Origin of the sequence: Streptomyces sp. NPDC087844 (assembly GCF_044742785.1) — a bacterium.
Taxonomy (GTDB): Bacteria; Actinomycetota; Actinomycetes; order Streptomycetales; family Streptomycetaceae; genus Streptomyces.
This window is the reverse complement of the sequence record NZ_JBIUVD010000023.1, coordinates 22,796-39,554: the sequence shown is the minus strand read 5'-3', so window position 1 is coordinate 39,554 and position 16,759 is coordinate 22,796. Positions and strand designations below refer to the sequence as shown.

The window sequence follows — 16,759 nt, the reverse complement described above, 5'->3', positions numbered from 1 at the left end:
TGCGGCTGATTGACTCGTCATCATCAGGTATGAGCAGCCTTGCGGCTTACGATCCCCCGGATGATTCCCTGGAAGAAGCTGCTGACCCTCGCCGCGACCTGGTCGGCCACCCGCGCCCTGATGCTCTGGCTGCTCGCCCAGGACGGCCGCACCCCCCTCGGCGTCGGTGGCGTCGCACGCGAGGTGCACGAGTTGTACGCCCGCTGGTACGGCGTCCTCGCCACCGGCACGTTCCCCTCCGGCGACCGGCTGTGGCAGTACCCTCCGGGCGCGGGCCCCGTCCTGCTCTCCCCCGGCCTGCTGCCGGGACTGACGTACTTCCAGGCGTTCGTGACCCTCACGCTGGCCACCGACCTCCTGGTCGCCGTCGTCCTCACGCGCGCGGGCACCCGCCCCGGCCGCAGCCTGCGCGGCGCGGCACTGTGGACGGCGGCCCTGCCGCTCCTCCTGCACATCCCCCTCGCGCGCTACGACGTGCAGGTCACCGCCTTCGCCGTCATCTCCCTGCTGACGTTGTCGCGCTCCACGCGTGCGTGCGGCGCGTTCGCCGCGCTGGGCGCCCTGGTGAAGGTGTGGCCCGCGCTGACGCTCATCGGCACCCCCCGGGGCCGTACGACGAAGGAGGCGTGGACCTCGGCGGCCGTCACCGCGGGCGTGCTGCTGCTGACGCTCGCCGCCCTCTTCCGCGATCCGTTCGGCTTCCTGCACCAGCAGAGCGGCCGGGGCGTGCAGATCGAGTCGCTCGGCGGCACGGTCCTGTCCTTCGCACACCACGCGGGATGGCCGGGGCGGGTGGGCTACCGGTACGGCGCGATGGAGTTCACCGGGCCGTACGTCACCTCGATCGCCGCGGCGTCCCTCGCGCTCACCGTCGCCGCCTTCGGCGCCCTGCTGCTGTGGCGGCTGCGCGCGCGGCACTGGACGCCGGCGACCCCGTACGACGCCGCGCTCGGCGCCGTGCTCCTGTTCACGGTGACGAGCCGGGTCATCAGTCCCCAGTACCTGGTGTGGCTGATCGGGCTGGCCGCCGTGTGTCTGACCTCCCGGCACACCACACAGCGCCCGGTCGCGGCGCTGGTCGCGGCGGCCACCGCGGTCAGCGCTCTCGCGTACCCCGTCCTGTACGACGACGTCGTGGCCTGCACCTGGACGGGCACCCTGCTGATGCTCGTCCGCAACGGCCTGCTGGTGACGGCCGCCGGCCTCTCCTTCCGCCGCCTGTGGACGGCCACGAACCCGCCGGCCGGCCCCCGGGCCCCGGGGGCGCGCCCCGCACCCGACCGGCACCGCCCTCATGAGACAGCGGGTGCCCCATAAGGGGAAATTGCCCGCATTGACTACTATTGCGTCTCGTGGAAGCCGTACGAACCAAGGAAACCGGCACGCCTCCCGACCCCCGGCCACACCGGGCGCGGGTGTGCGTCGTCGTCATCGGATACGAGGACGCCGCCCATGTGGGGGACGCGGTGCGCTCGGCCCTGGCGCAGGGGCCCGCGGTCCGTGAGGTGATCGCCGTGGACGACTGCTCGTCGGACGGCAGCGCGAACCTCCTGGACCGCCTCGCGCTGGACGAGCCGCGGCTGAGGGTCGTCCGCCGTGAGGTCAACAGCGGCGGTTGCGGCAGCCCGCGCAACGACGGCCTCGACGCCACCACGGCTCCGTACGTGATGTTCCTGGACAGCGACGACGTGCTGCCGCCCGGCGCGGTGGACGCCCTGCTGACGGCGGCCACCGGGCGCGGCACCGAGGTCGCCGCCGGCCTGTGCGTGCGCCGCGAACTGCCCTCCGGCCGCGAGGTCCGCTGGCAGCCCGAGCTGTACGCGGGGGCCGCCCTGGTGACCCGCCCGTCGCGGCGCGTCCGCCTGGTCCACGACACGCTGTGCGTCAACAAGTTGTACCGCACCGACTTCCTGCGCGAGCACGGCATCCGCTTCCCCGAAGGGCGCTTCCCCTACGAGGACTTCGTCTTCACCGCGCGCGTGCTCGCCGCCCGTCCGCGCATCGCGCTGATCCCGGACACGGTGTACGTCTGGCACGTGCGCCGCGGCGCCGAACGCCTGTCGATCTCACTGGACAGGTCGGGCGCCGACAACTGGCGGGCCAGGATCACCGCCCACGCCCTGGCGTACGACATCCTCCTCGCCGCCGGTGAGAAGCGGCTGGCCCGGGCGTCCCGCGCGCGGTTCCTCGACCACGCGCTGCGGATGTACGTGCGCGAGCTGGATCTGCGCGGACCCGTGTACCGGCGTGAGTGGTGGGCCCTCACGCGCGCGTACCTCGCCACCTTCGACGCGGCCGACTTCGCGCTGGCCCCGGCGCCGGGGAGGGTGATCGCCCAGGTGGTGCTGGCCTGCGAGAAGCCGCGCGACCTGACCCGCGTCAAGGAGGTCGCGGCGCGTCCGGCCCGGCTGCGGCCCCCGTACGCGCGGGCCCCGGACGGTACGCCGGTCTGGTCGGCCGACCTGCCCCACGTCACCCTGGAACACCTCCTGCACCGGCCCGTACGCCTCCTGCCCGTGGCCGTCGACGCGGAACTGCGGCCACGCGCGCGTGGCACCCTGCTGCGACTGCGCCTGCACGAGTTGTACGGGCGGATGGCGGACGCCGCACCGGCGACCGTGGACGCCGAGTTCGTGAACCGGCGGGACGGGCGGACGGGCCTCACGCTCACCGCGCGCTTCCGTCCGGACGACACCGAGCCCGGCCCCGGCCCCGACCCCGGCCCGGCCTGCGACGGCTCCGGCGTCGACTCCGGCGTCGACTCCTGGACGGCCGACGCGTCGGCCGACCTCGCGGCGCTCGGCTCCGGCACCTGGGACCTGCGGCTGTGCCTGCGCTTCCACGACGGCACGACCCGCGAGACCACCGCGCACGCGAGCACGGGGCCGGGCCTGCTGCGCCGGGCGGTCGTACCGAGCGCCCGGTGCGGAGTGCTGCTCGTCCAGCCGTACGCGACCCACGCGGGCTCGCTCGCCCTGCGGATCGCGCCGGGCCTGCGGGGGACGGCGGCCGTGCTGGGCCGCAGGCTGAAGCGTTTGCTTCACTGATCCGTATCCGCACCATGAGGGACGCAGAAGGACACCCGAGGGCACCCGAAGACACATGAAGACACATGAGGGGACGGCCGTAGATGACTTGGCTGATCACCGGCGGCGCCGGCTACATCGGGGCGCACGTCGTCCGCGCGATGACCGAGGCGGGCGAGCGGACCGTGGTGTACGACGACCTGTCCACCGGGATCTCCGAGCGCGTCCCGGACGGAGTCCCGCTCGTCGTCGGCTCGACCCTGGACGGGGAGCGGGTCGCGCGGGCGCTGAAGGACCACGCGATCACCGGTGTCGTGCACCTGGCGGCGAAGAAGCAGGTGGGCGAGTCGGTGGAACTGCCGCTGCACTACTACCGCGAGAACGTCGAGGGGCTGCGCGTGCTGCTGCAGGCGGTCACGGCCGCCGCGGTGCCGTCCTTCGTGTTCTCGTCCTCGGCGGCGGTGTACGGCATGCCCGACGTCGACCTCGTGACCGAGGAGACGCCCTGTGTGCCGATCAACCCGTACGGGGAGACCAAGCTCGCCGGGGAGTGGCTGGTGCGTGCCACGGGCCGCGCGCACGGCCTGTCGACGGCCTGTCTGCGCTACTTCAACGTGGCGGGGGCGGCGACACCGGAACTGGCCGACGTGGGTGTCTTCAACATCGTGCCGATGGTCTTCGAGAAGCTCACGGCGGGCGAGCCGCCGCGGATCTTCGGCGACGACTACGCGACCCCGGACGGCACCTGCGTGCGCGACTACATCCACGTCGTCGACCTGGCGGAGGCCCATGTGGCGGCGGCCGGACGTCTCGCCGCGGCTCCCGGCACCGCTCTGACCCTCGACATCGGCCGCGGCGAGGGAGTCTCGGTCCGCCGGATGATCGACCGCATCAACGAGATCACCGGCTACACACTCGCCCCCACGGTGGCCCCCCGCCGGCCCGGCGACCCGGCCCGGGTCGTCGCCTGCGCCGACCGCGTCGCCGCGGAGCTCGCCTGGAAGGCGAAATACAACCTCGACGACATGATCACGTCGGCCTGGGAGGGCTGGCTACGGCTCCACCCGCAGGCACTCCACCCGCAGGCACGGCAAGGCTAGGAACCGCACCGCACCGCCGCGCGGCTCCCCAACGCACTCGCCGCGGGCCGGAAGTGGTCCTGGGCCGCGGCGAGAGTGCTCTGACGGGCTCCGTCAGAGCTTGTCCATACGGGTGTAGGGGCTGACGATACGGGCCTGGCGGGAGCCGAAGTCGACGAGCATCGCGATGCCCTCCTCGACGCCGACAATCCTGCCCAGGCCGAACTGGTCGTGCGTCACACGGTCACCCAGGGCGAAGTGCTTGGCGACCGGGACAACCGGAGCTTTGAAGGGACTGGTGGACAGGTGGCGCCGGGGCGCGGATGGCTTCGTCATCGTGTTTCCAGTATGCGCCCCCGGAGGGCTTGAGGGTGAGGCGTAGATGACAACGATCCGGCCGCTACGGGGGTCGGGCGCCCCCTGAGAGGTGCCCGGAGCAGGGCGGCAGGCCCCGCCGAACCGCAGGTGGAACGGCCGTCTCCGGTCCTTCACAGCGCCCTGAGAGCCGCCGCCGTGGCCCGGGTCAGACTCTCCAGATATCCCTTCGGCGGCTTTGCGCCACGGACCACCACCGCGCGCCAGTACAGCGGTCCGGACATCAGGTCGAGAGCCAGTTCGCCGTCGATGTCCGCACTGATCTCACCGCGCGCCCGGGCCGCCTCGACGATGCCGTTCGCGACGCCCGCCTGCCCCTCGCGCAGGGCCTTCTGCAGTGCCTCCGCGATCTCCGGGTTGCGGGCCGCCTCGGCCTGGAGGTCGGGGATGACCTGCGAGGCCACGGGGTGACGCAGGGCGCGTGAGGTGACCTCGTACAGCAGGCGCAGATCGCCTTCCAGGGTGCCCGTGTCGGGCGCGGGCAGCCCCTGTACGGCGATCGCGGAGACCAGGTCGAGCACCAGGTGCAGCTTGGAGCGCCAACGGCGGTAGACCGCGGTCTTGCCGACGCCCGCACGGCGCGCGATCCCCTCGATGGACATGCGCGCGTATCCGACGGCCGCGAGTTCCCCGAAGACGGCGGCCCTGATCGCCTCCGTGACGTCCTCCCGGAGCACCGCCGCCCCGGCGGGAGCCCTGCGGCGCGGCGGCGGCTCGGACTCCGACTGCTGCGGCTGCTGAGGGCTCCGGGCTGCTCCGTCGGCGTTCGTCGTCATACGGAGCAGCATAGAGGCGTGACGACGAAACGGTTGCGTCCCGACGTCGGAACGGCCTACTCTCACGTGACGACGATACGGTCCCGTCCCGACGTAAAGCCGTCTCCAACCGCATCTCAACCGCATCTCAACCGCAGGTAAAACGCCCCTCCCTCTCCGCCCCTCCCCCGAGTGAAAGCAGCGGATGTGAGTCAGGTCCTCGACACACCGCCCTCGGCGACCCCGCCCTCGACGCCGGCCCTGCCCGACGACGACCCCGCGGCGCTCGCCGCCCGCTACGGCCTCACCGTCAGCGGCGCACGGCCCGCACTGCCCGCGTACGTCCGCCAGTTGTGGGCGCGCCGGCACTTCATCACCGCGTTCGCGACGGCCAGACTCACCGCCCAGTACAGCCAGGCGAAGCTCGGCCAGGTCTGGCAGGTGGCCACACCCCTGCTGAACGCGGCGGTCTACTACTTCATCTTCGGTGTCCTGATGGGCACGAGCCGGGGCGTGCCGGACTATGTGCCGTTCCTGGTCACGGGCGTCTTCGTGTGGACGTTCACGCAGAGCTCGATCATGGCGGGCACCCGCGCGATCTCCGGCAGCCTCGGCCTCGTACGCGCTCTGCACTTCCCGCGGGCCGCGCTCCCGGTGTCGTACGCGCTGCAACAGCTTCAGCAGCTGCTGTTCTCGATGGCCGCGCTGGTCGTGATCCTGCTCTGCTTCGGCGTGCCCGTCGGCGTGTCCTGGCTGCTGACCGTGCCGACGCTGGCACTTCAGTTCGTGTTCAACGCGGGCGTGGCGATGGTCGTGGCCCGGCTGGGCGCGAGGACACCGGACATCGCCCAGCTGATGCCGTTCCTGCTGCGGACCTGGATGTACGTCTCCGGTGTCATGTGGAGCATCGACCGGGTGCTCAGCGGCCACCCGGACATGCCACGCGTCGTGCTGCTCGCCCTGCGGTGCAACCCGGCCGCCGTCTACATCGACCTCATGCGGTTCGCACTGATCGACTCGTTCCACGCGAGCCGGCTGCCCCACCACGTGTGGGCACTCGCGGTCGGCTGGGCCCTGCTCGCCGGCGTCGGCGGGTTCATCTACTTCTGGAAGGCTGAGGAGACGTACGGCCGTGGCTGAACAGAGCGTGATCACCGACAAGGCCGAAGGCACTGCGGGAGCCGACCGGCGGATCCCCACCGTCGTCGCCGACCGCGTCGACATCGTCTACCGGGTCAACGGCACGGGGGTGGGGCGGGGCAGCGCCACCGCCGCGCTCAACCGCATCCTGCGGGGGAAGAGGACCGAGCAGGCGTCGGGCGTGCGCAAGGTGCACGCCGTCAGGTCCGTCTCCTTCACCGCGTACCGGGGTGAGGCGATCGGTCTGATCGGCACGAACGGGTCGGGCAAGTCCACCCTGCTCAAGGCCGTGGCCGGCCTGCTGCCCGTCGAACACGGCCGCATCTACACGGACGGCCAGCCCTCCCTGCTGGGCGTCAACGCCGCGCTGATGAACGACCTCACCGGCGAACGCAACGTCTACCTGGGCGGGCTCGCGATGGGTATGTCCCGGGAGCAGGTGCGCGAGCGGTACCAGGAGATCGTCGACTTCTCCGGGATCAACGAGAAGGGCGACTTCATCACCCTGCCGATGCGGACGTACTCCTCCGGGATGGCGGCGCGGCTGCGGTTCTCCATCGCCGCCGCCAAGGACCACGACGTGCTGATGATCGACGAGGCCCTCGCGACGGGGGACCGCTCCTTCCAGAAGCGCTCCGAATCCCGGATCCGGGAGCTGAGGAAGAGTGCGGGCACGGTCTTCCTGGTGAGCCACAACAACAAGTCGATCCGGGACACGTGCGACCGGGTGCTGTGGCTTGAGCGGGGGGAGTTGCGGATGGACGGCCCCACGGAGGAAGTACTGAAGGAGTACGAGAAGTTCACCGGGGGTGGGGGGAAGGGGTAGTCCGCAGGGAGCAGCCGGGCTCGGCCGGACTCGGCCGGACTCAGCGTTCGAGGAACCTGAACAAGTCCTCCCACCTGTGCACGATCTCGCCCGGCGCGTACCGCTGAATGTTCGCGCGGGCCCGATCGCCCATAGCGTCCCGTAGCCCCTGATCGGACATCAGGGTGTCGAGCCGCCGAGCCAGCTCCCCGGTGTTGCCGAGGCCGGCAAGCAGCCCGTCCTCACCGTCGTGGACGATCTCGCGCACACCCGGCGCGCAGTCGAAGGCCGCACAAGGCACCCCCATCGCCATGGCCTCCATCAGCGCGAGCGGAAACCCCTCGCCCCGGGAGGACAGAGCGAAAACGGAACCGCCCCGCAGCGCCGCCGGCACATCACTCGTACGGCCCATCCAGTCCACACAGCCGTCGAGGCCGAGAGCCGCGCACTGCTTCTTCAGGATCTCCTCGTCCTCCCCCGAGCCGTAGATCCGCAGCCGCCAGTCGGGGTGGCGCGGCGCGACCTCCGCCCAGGTGTCGAGGAGCATGTCGATGCCCTTCTGGTCGTGCAGCCGCCCGATGCTGACGACCACGTTCTCGGTGCGCGCCGACGGCACCTCCGGCATGAACGGCAGCGGATTCGGCATGTACGAGGCGTTGTTCATGCCCTGCCCGATCCACAGGTCGGCGTCCTCGCGGGTCAGCGCCAGCATGCGGTCGACGTCCCGGTAGTGCCTGCGCACCCGGTGGAAGCGCGAGGACGCCTTCGAGTACGCGTACGACTCGTGGCTCATCCCGATCACGGTCAGGCCGCGTGTATCGGCCTGGGCGACCCACTCCATGGCCCACACCTGTGTGACGATCACGACCGCGCCGGGCCGCGCCGCCCGGAAGAGGGCGGTGAGCCTGGCGGCCTTCTCGCGCATGCTCGCCTCGCGCGCCCGGCCGGGCCGCGGCGGCTGTCCGGCGTACAGGGTCGTCGTCGGGTAGGGGACCTCGCCGAGCTCCTGCGCGACCTCGGGCGGTGTGATGCCGACGACGTGGACGCGGTGGCCGCGATCGGTGAACAGCCGGGCCATCCCGTGCGACCAGCTGGTCACCCCGCCCAGTTCGTCGACGCTGTTGGAGACGAAGAAGACGTCTCGCCGCGGCTCCGCGGTCACGGGGACGTCCTCGGCGGAATCGGCGGCCTCGGCGGTCATGCGCGCCTCCACTGGGAGAAGAACTGGTCGACGATGCTCCGCGCGGCGGTGCCCGTGTCGTACTCGCCGAACTCCGCGACGAAGCCCTCCCGCGCCTCCCGGTACTTGACCACCTGCTCGTCGAGGGAGGCGAGAGCCACATACAGCTCCTCCTCGGTGCGCACGACGGGGCCCGGCGCCCGTTCGAGGAGGTCGAAGTAGGTGCCGCGGCCCTCGTGCACGTACTCGTCGTAGTCGTGGGCGAAGAAGAACATCGGCCGGCCCAGCAGCGCGTAGTCGAACATCACGGACGAGTAGTCGGTGATCAGGCCGTCGGCGAGCGCGAGCAGCGGCGTCACGTCGTGGTGGGCCGACACGTCGACGACGCGCCCGCGCACGGACGGCGGGAGCACGACGTGGTTGAGGTAGTGCGAGCGCACCAGCAGGACATACCGGTCGCCGAACTCGTCGGCGAACCGCTCCACGTCGAAGGGCAGCTCGAACCGCCGCTGCTTGTCGCCGTGCTGCCGGAAGGTGGGCGCGTACAGCAGGACGGCCCTGTCGTCGGGGATGCCCAGCTCGGCGGCGAGCGGCCCGCGTTCGCGCAGGCCGGTCTCCTCCTCCCGCCCCCTGGCCGCCACGAGCGCGTCGTTGCGGGGATAGCCCACGCGCAGCAGCGTGCGCTCCTTCAGGCGGAACGCGCGGGCGAGGGTGCGCACGTCGTGCTCGGAGCGGATCAGGAACCGGTCGAAGCGGTCGAGGACGCGTTGCTGCTCCTCCTGCGCGTCCCGGGTCCTGAGCTTCCACTCCGCTTCGTCGAAGCCCATCCGCTTGAGCGCCGACCCGTGCCAGGTCTGGATGTACGTGGTCCGGGGCCGCTTGGTGAGTTTCAGCGGGTAACTCTGGTTGTCGACCCAGAACTCGGCCCGCGCCAGCGCCGCCAGATAGGGCAGCGACCAGCGGCGTACGAGCGTGGCGTCGGACGGGAAACCCTCGGGGCGGCCCGCATACGACCACACGGCGTCGAAGTCGAGATCCTGGCGCCGCATCTCCTCGTAGAGCGCCTTGGGGCTGTCGCTGTACTGGCGGCCCAGATGGCTCTCGAAGACCACCAGGCCCTTCTTCACGGGAAGCCGGCTGAACACCTCGTGGTAGACGCGGATCTTGGTGGCCCCGGAGGTGAGCTTCCGCCGTACCCCCTTCGCCTTCCGGTACCCGGACTTGACGAGCCGGCCGGGTGTCCCCCGCGCCCCCCGCCCGACGAGCGCCTCGACCCTCTCGCGGGTGACGACCCGGAAGGACAGGTGACCGCGCGCGGAGACCTCGGGCTCGATGTGGCCGGCGACCAGCCGGGTGAGCCGTGGCCGGACCGGCGACCGGCCGACGGCCAGACCGGGTTCGGAGGCGGTGAGGCGGGTGGTGGTACGCACACCGTCGACGCCGAGGCGCAGCCGTACGTCCCACACGGCGTCCACGACACCGAGGGGCCGCAGTCCGTGTGCGAGGTCGACCGACGCCTCCCAGGCGATGGACGCGCCCTCGTGGCGCGGCGTACGGACGGGGAAACGGAAGGTCTGGAAGCGCACACCCTTGCGGCGGGCGCCGAACTCCAGCTCGCCGGTGAGCCGCGCGCCGGGCGGGACGACACCGAGGGGGTTGGTGATGCGCCCGGCGAGCCGGACGGTACCGGTGATACCTGCGGTCTTCTCGTACCCCGTCAGGATGTTGCGCAGGAACATCTTCTCGACGGGTTTGGTGTGATAGCCGAGTTCGGTGACGTCGAGAACGTGCCGAGCGAAGGCTGCATCGCCGGTGTCGCCCGTGTCGCCGCTGCCGTCGATGTGCTCGGCGCACCAGTAGACGCGGCCGTCGCGCTCGACGAGCGGCGAGGAGATCTTGTCGCGGTTGGTGAGGGTGTCCACGGCCGGCAGGAGGTTGTCCCAGTCGCTCTCGCGCAGCAGATAGGCGCAGATGGCCTGGATGGGCTCGACCTCGTCGAAGGCGGCCCGGTCGATGGACTCCAGATAACCGCGCGCGATGGCGGCGAACTCCTCCCGGTAGGAGGCGTCCCGGAACGGCAGGTCACGCAGATGCAGCACCAGGTCGTGCTTGAGGAACTTGACGTCCTTGGAGAACTTGAGCTCCGACAGCCCCCGGTCGGCGAGCAGCCGGTCGACCCGCCGGTGGATCTCCATGCGGTGCGCGAAGTTGGCGATCTCGGCGCGGCGGTTGCTGATGGACTTCGCCGTGGCCTTGTCGACGACCCTCCAGTCGTAGACGCGGTTCGGGATCAGGGTGATCCTGCGGGCCGCCGCGTACGCCTGCGCGGAGAAGAGCAGGTCCTCGTAGTGGATACCGACAGGAAACCGGAGCCCTTCCCTGACCAGGAACTCCCGGCGGTAGCACTTGTTGGTCGACAAGGTGTCGAAGACCAGCAGGTCGGGCAGCTCGGAGACGGACTCCAGGGTGCGGGTGCGGGTGTACAGCCAGGGGTACCACTTGACCTCCTTGCCGCCCCGCGAGTCGACGTGGACCCGCACGCACAGCCCGGAGACGAGATCGGCGCCGGTCGTCTCGGCCGCCTCCAGCATGTTCCGGCAGGCGTTGCGCTCCAGTACGTCGTCGCTGTCGAGGAAGAGGACGTACGTTCCGCGTGCCTGGGTGATGCCGTGGTTGCGGGGCGCGCCGCAGCCTCCGCTGTTCTCGTCCAGCCGGAAGGCGCGTACGCGTCCGGGGTGTCTCTCGGCCAGCCCCCGCGCGACCTCGTACGACCGGTCCGTGCTCCGGTCGTCGACGATCACGACCTCGACACCGCGCAGCGTCTGCTCCAGCACGGAGCGGACGGCTGTGTCCAGCCGGGCCTCGTCGTTGTGGACGATCACGACGACGGAGATGTCAGGGCATTCCTCGTTCATCCTATTTACCCTAAGTGCCCCTTGGGGATCCCCGCAGAGGGGCTAGGCCGGTCGGGGCCGCACAGGGCTGTTCCCGCCCCCGCCGCCCCTACCCTTCCCGTCACGTACTCGGGGGCCAGCCCCCGAACCCCCGGTCCTCAAACGCCGGACGGGCTGAAAGACGGCATCTTTCAGCCCGTCCGGCGTTTGAGGACGAGCGCGCAGCGCGATAAGGGGCGAGGGGGCGCAGCCCCCATGCGTGGACGATGGGGGTCCCCCCGGTCGAGCGAAGCCGAGAGTGGGGGAGGGTAGGGGCGGCGGGGGCGGGAAAAAAGAGGAGCACCCCCAACCCGCAGGGGCGCCCCTCTCCCGACACGACCGCGGTCGCCGCAACCGCTACGAATGCGTCCGCAACATCGTCCGCATGGTCCTCATCGCCACAGACAGATTCGCCAGGTCGAAGGACTCGGACCCCTGAATCTCCTCCAGCGTCGTCCGAGCCCGCGCAAGAATCGCCACGTTCTTCTCCTCCCACGCCTTGAACCGCTGCTCAGGCGTGGCAGACCCGTTCCCCACGGCGAGCACATCCGCCGTGAGCGCCGCATGCGCCGCGTACAGGTCCTCGCGGATGGACGCCCGAGCCATGGACTGCCACCGGTCCGCCCTCGGCAGCTCGATGATCCGGTCCATGAGCTGGGTGATCCGCAGCCGGTCACCGAGGTCGTAGTAGACCTCCGCGACGGCCATCGGGTCCTTGCCCATGCGGTCGCCCACCGCGACGATGTCGAGCGTCGGGAAGGCGGACGAGAACCCGGCCACCCGCTGCGCCAGCTCGTCGGGCACCCCGGCACCGGACAGCTCGTCGTAGATCTGCTGGTACCACTCCAGGTCGGCGCCCCGCAGCAGGTTGGGCAGCTCGCCCCAGACCCGCGTGACCCGCTCCTGGAAGAAGCCGATCGTCTCGGCGAGCTGGATCGGCTGCGGCCGGTTGTTGAGCAGCCACCGCGTGCCGCGCTCGACGAGTCGGCGCGAGTGCAGCCGGATCCGGGTCTGGACCCCCGCGTCGACCGTGTTGTCGAGCGCCTCGACGGCGTCCCACACGGAACTGAAGTTGAAGATCGCGCGGGCCGCGGTCTGCGCCCTGACGATCTCCTCAAGGGATGCCCCGGTCTCCTCCCGCAGGCGGTGCAGGAAGCTCGTACCACCGGCGTTGACCGTGTCGTTGACCAGCACGGTCGTGACGATCTCGCGGCGCAGCGGGTGGTTGTCGATCTGCTCGCCGAACTGCCGGCCGAGGGCGCTCGGGAAGTACGCGTGCAGCAGGCTCCGCAGGTACTCGTCGTCCGGCAGCGACGTGTGCAGCAGCTCGTCGGAGACCGTGATCTTCGTGTAGGCGAGGAGGACGGCCGTCTCCGGCTGGGTCAGCCCGTGCCCGGTGTTGAGGCGCTCCCGGATCTGCCGCTCGGTGGGCATGAACTCCAGCGCGCGGTTGAGGTGACCGGCCCGCACCAGGTGCCGCAGGTAGCGGTGCTGGGCGTGGAGCATGCTCGGCGACTGGGCGAGCGCGTTGGCGAGTGCCGTGTTCTGCGCGTAGTTGTTGCGCAGGACCAGTGTGCCGACCTCGTCGGTCATCGTGGCGAGCAGCTTGTTGCGCTGCTTGACGGTCATGTCGCCGTCCCGGACGACCGCGTTGAGCAGGATCTTGATGTTCACCTCGTGGTCGGAGGTGTCCACGCCCGCGCTGTTGTCGATGGCGTCGGTGTTGACCTTGCCGCCGGCCTGCGCGAACTCGATGCGGCCGAGCTGGGTGAGGCCGAGGTTGCCGCCCTCGCCGACGACCTTGACCCGCAGGTCGGCCCCGTCCACGCGGATCGCGTCGTTGGCCTTGTCGCCGACGTCCGCGTGCGTCTCGGTGGACGCCTTCACATACGTACCGATGCCGCCGTTCCACAGCAGGTCCACCGGTGCCGCGAGGATGGTCCGCATCAGGTCGGCGGGGGTCATCTTGCCGATGTTGCCCTCGATGCCGAGAGCTTCCCGGATGTGGCTGTTGAGCTGGATGGCCTTGGCCGTACGGGGGAAGATGCCGCCGCCCTGCGACAGCAGTTCCTTGTTGTAGTCGGCCCAGGACGAGCGCGGCAGCTCGAAGAGGCGGCGGCGCTCGGCGTACGAGGTCGCGGCGTCCGGGCGCGGGTCGATGACGATGTGCCGGTGGTCGAAGGCGGCGACGAGGCGGATGTGCTCGGAGAGCAGCATGCCGTTGCCGAAGACGTCACCGCTCATGTCGCCCACGCCGACGACCGTGAAGTCCTCGGTCTGGGTGTCGACGCCCAGCTCCCGGAAGTGGCGCTCCACGGACTCCCAGGCGCCGCGGGCCGTGATGCCCATCTTCTTGTGGTCGTAGCCCGCCGAGCCGCCGGAGGCGAAGGCGTCCCCGAGCCAGAAGTTGTACGACTCGGCCACCCCGTTGGCGATGTCCGAGAACGTCGCCGTGCCCTTGTCGGCGGCGACCACGAGGTAGGTGTCGTCCCCGTCGTGCCGTACGACGTCGGCGGGCGGTACGACCTCGCCGGCCACCATGTTGTCGGTGATGTCGAGCAGCGCCGAGATGAAGGTCTTGTAGCTGCGGACGCCCTCGGCCATCCAGGCGTCGCGGTCCGCCGCCGGGTCGGGGAGCTGCTTGGCGACGAAGCCGCCCTTGGCGCCGACGGGCACGATGACGGTGTTCTTGACCATCTGCGCCTTGACGAGCCCGAGGATCTCGGTGCGGAAGTCCTCACGCCGGTCGGACCAGCGCAGCCCGCCGCGCGCGACCTTGCCGAACCGCAGGTGCACGCCCTCGACCCGCGGCGAGTACACCCAGATCTCGTACGCCGGCCGCGGCGCGGGCAGGTCCGGGATGGCCTGCGGGTCGAACTTCATGGAGACGTAGTCGTGCGGTACGCCGCCGCCCGCCTCCTGGAAGAAGTTCGTGCGCAGGGTCGCCTTGATGACGGTGAGGAAGGAGCGGAGGATCCGGTCCTCGTCGAGGCTGGCCACCTGGTCGAGAGCGGCGTCCAGCTCCTCCAGGAGGGCGTCGGTCAGCTCCGTGCCCGCGCGCTGCCGGTCCGGCGACATACGGGCCTCGAAGAGCGAGACGAGCAGCCGGGTGGTGTGGACGTTGCTGCGGAGGGTGTCCTCCATGTAGTCCTGACTGAACTTCGAGCCGGCCTGGCGCAGGTACTTGGCGTACGCGCGCAGCACCACCGCCTGCCGCCAGTTCAGCCCGGCGCTCAGGACGAGGGAGTTGAAGCCGTCGTTCTCGGCGCGCCCGGTCCAGGTCGCCGCGAAGGCCTCCTGGAACCGCTCGCGGGCGTCGTCGCCGAGGTGGTCGCCGTTGCCGCCGAGCGACTTGGGCAGCCGCAGACCGAAGTCGTAGATCCACGCGGACGCGCGGTCCTGGCAGCGCAGTTCGTAGGGCCGCTCGTCGGTGACCTCGACGCCGAGCTGGGTGAGGACCGGCAGGACGGCGGAGAGGGAGACCGACTCGCCGATGCGGTAGATCTTGAAGCGGCGCTCTCCGGGGGCGGCGCCGACCGGCTCGTACAGGCTGAGGTCGAAGTCCTTGCCGTCGCCGAGCTCCTCCAGGCGGACCAGGTCGGCGACCGCGGTGCGCGGGTTGTGGTCGGCCTTGTAGCCCTCGGGGATGATGTTGCCGTACCGGCGCAGCAGTTCGGCCGCGCGCTCCTCGCCGCACTCGGCGTTCAGTGCCTCGGCGAAACCGTCGGCCCAGGAACGGGCGGCCTCCACGAGCCGCCCCTCGATGCGGTCCTTGTCGGCGTCGCTGAGCTGCGGCAGCTCGGTGCCCTGCGGGACCCGGACCACGAAGTGCAGCCGGGAGAGGATCGATTCGGTGTTCCAGGCGGTGAAGTCGACGCTGGTGCCGCCCAGTTCCTCCTTGAGGATGTCGATGATCCGCAGGCGTACGCCGGTGGTGTAGCGGTCGCGCGGGAGGTAGACGAGCGCCGAGTAGTAGCGCCCGTACTCGTCCTGGCGCAGGTAGAGCCGCAGCCGGCGCCGCTCCTGGAGGTACAGCACGGACGTGACGATCGCCCGCAGTTCGTCGGGCGGGGTCTGGAAGAGCTCGTCGCGCGGGTACGTCTCCAGGATCTGGAGGAGGTCGCGGCCGTCGTGGCTGTTGGGCGAGAAGCCGGCGCCCCGCAGGACCTCGGCCACCTTGCGGCGGACGACGGGCACACGCCGCACGGACTCGGTGTAGGCGGCGGAGGAGAACAGACCCAGGAAGCGCCGCTCCCCGATGACATTGCCGTCGGCGTCGAACTTCTTCACGCCGACGTAGTCCAGGTAGGACGGCCGGTGCACGGTGGCGCGGCTGTTCGCCTTCGTCAGGACGAGGAGCTTGTGCTCACGGGCCTTCGCGCGGGCGTCGGCGGGCAGCCGCTCGAAGGACGGGCTGACCGGGTGGCTCTCGTCCTCCCCCTGCTGCGGGTCGGAGCGCAGGACGCCGAGCCCGGTCCCGGGGACGGCGGCCAGCGAGTCGTCGTCGTGCAGTTCGTACTCGCGGTATCCCAGGAAGGTGAAGTGGTCGTCCGCGAGCCAGCGCAGCAGTTCGCGTGCCTCCTCCACCTCCTGGTCGCGCAGATCGTCGGCGGTGGGCTCCTTGGGCAGTTCCTCGGCGATCCGCAGCGCGGAGTCGCGCATCTTCTCCCAGTCCTCGACGGCCTCACGGGCGTCGGACAGGACCCGCAGCAGGTCGGCGGTGATCTGCTTGAGATCGGCGCGGTCGGTCTCGCGGTCGATCTCGACGTGGATCCAGGACTCGATCGAGGCGTCGTGCGGGAGATCGCCGGTGGGGCGGGTCCTGAGGACCTCGATGAGCTTGCCGGTGAGGTCGCGCCGCACGACGAACTGCGGGTGGATGACGACATGGATCCCGCGGCCCTGCCGGGACAGCTCGTTGGTCACCGAGTCGACGAGGAAGGGCATGTCGTCGGTGACGACCTCGACGACGGAGTGGCTGCAGGTCCAGCCGTTCTCCTCGACGGTCGGGGTGTGGACCCTGACGTTCGCCGTGCCCTGGGGGCGCTTCTCGGCCAGCCGGTAGTGCGAGAAGGCGGCTCCGAAGACATCGACCGGGTCGCGGTCGTCGAGGTCCTCCGGGGCGGTGTGCAGGTAGTAGCGCTGGAGGAACGCGAGCAAAGTGTCCTGGTCGGGAGCGCTCGCGCCCGTCTTCCCGGTCGGCAGGTGAAGATTCCCCCCGACCGGGCTGTTCTCAGCAACCCGGGCGGCTCGTTCGAGCAGCTCGGCCTTGGCTTCGTCCAGCTTGGTCTGCATTGTCCTCTGGCTCCTGTCGCGCGCCGTTGCGTGACGTCGTAGAACGTGAAGTGACGTAGCGCCGCGACGCGGGGTGTCCGGTCTGATCCGACGCTATGCCGCGATGAGAGATGAGCGGGGCGTTATCGGCCATATTCGGCGGCACCGGAGGGTGTGACCCTGATCTCGGTG

Annotated in this window: 10 protein-coding genes; 5 read left to right on the top strand and 5 right to left on the bottom strand. The window is 70.5% G+C overall.

Features of this window, described 5'->3' with window-relative positions; genetic code table 11:
- The first annotated feature begins 60 nt into the window (after positions 1-60).
- From ACIOKD_RS33680 to galE, 3 genes are all read left to right on the top strand, one after another.
- A complete protein-coding gene (locus ACIOKD_RS33680) occupies positions 61-1,317 on the top strand; it encodes a glycosyltransferase 87 family protein (protein WP_402091611.1) in 1,257 nt (418 codons plus the stop codon).
- Positions 1,318-1,352: 35 nt separating this feature from the next.
- Entirely contained in the window at positions 1,353-3,047 is a 1,695-nt protein-coding gene (locus tag ACIOKD_RS33675; protein WP_402091609.1) for a glycosyltransferase family 2 protein, read from the top strand.
- A gap of 83 nt (positions 3,048-3,130) precedes the next feature.
- Complete coding sequence (galE, locus tag ACIOKD_RS33670) at positions 3,131-4,126, top strand: UDP-glucose 4-epimerase GalE (protein WP_402091608.1); 996 nt, start codon at positions 3,131-3,133, stop codon at positions 4,124-4,126.
- 93 nt (positions 4,127-4,219) lie between these two features.
- Here galE and ACIOKD_RS33665 read toward each other — a convergent pair whose 3' ends face one another.
- The gene (locus ACIOKD_RS33665) at positions 4,220-4,441 is read right to left on the bottom strand and encodes a hypothetical protein (protein WP_055517933.1); all 222 of its coding nucleotides are present in this window, start codon (positions 4,439-4,441) and stop codon (positions 4,220-4,222) included.
- Positions 4,442-4,593: 152 nt separating this feature from the next.
- On the bottom strand, positions 4,594-5,256 hold the full coding sequence (locus ACIOKD_RS33660) for a TetR/AcrR family transcriptional regulator (protein WP_402091606.1): 663 nt from the start codon (positions 5,254-5,256) through the stop codon (positions 4,594-4,596).
- A 186-nt stretch (positions 5,257-5,442) separates the two neighbouring features.
- On the opposite strand from ACIOKD_RS33660, the gene ACIOKD_RS33655 reads away from it, so the two are divergent.
- Complete coding sequence (locus ACIOKD_RS33655) at positions 5,443-6,375, top strand: ABC transporter permease (protein WP_402091604.1); 933 nt, start codon at positions 5,443-5,445, stop codon at positions 6,373-6,375.
- On the top strand, positions 6,368-7,201 hold the full coding sequence (locus ACIOKD_RS33650; protein WP_402091603.1) for an ABC transporter ATP-binding protein: 834 nt from the start codon (positions 6,368-6,370) through the stop codon (positions 7,199-7,201). Before ACIOKD_RS33655 ends, ACIOKD_RS33650 begins: the two co-directional genes overlap by 8 nt.
- Positions 7,202-7,241: 40 nt before the next feature.
- Here the strand turns inward: ACIOKD_RS33650 and ACIOKD_RS33645 are convergent, their stop codons facing one another.
- The 3 genes from ACIOKD_RS33645 to ACIOKD_RS33635 form a co-directional block, all read right to left on the bottom strand.
- Positions 7,242-8,381, bottom strand: coding sequence for a glycosyltransferase (locus ACIOKD_RS33645; RefSeq protein ID WP_402091601.1), 1,140 nt, complete (start codon positions 8,379-8,381; stop codon positions 7,242-7,244).
- Complete coding sequence (locus tag ACIOKD_RS33640; RefSeq protein WP_402091599.1) at positions 8,378-11,275, bottom strand: CDP-glycerol glycerophosphotransferase family protein; 2,898 nt, start codon at positions 11,273-11,275, stop codon at positions 8,378-8,380. The genes ACIOKD_RS33645 and ACIOKD_RS33640 overlap by 4 nt, the downstream gene beginning before the upstream one ends.
- 375 nt (positions 11,276-11,650) lie before the next feature.
- Positions 11,651-16,588, bottom strand: a complete 4,938-nt coding sequence (locus tag ACIOKD_RS33635; RefSeq protein WP_402091597.1) for an NAD-glutamate dehydrogenase — start codon at positions 16,586-16,588, stop codon at positions 11,651-11,653.
- Between the last annotated feature and the right edge of the window lie 171 nt (positions 16,589-16,759).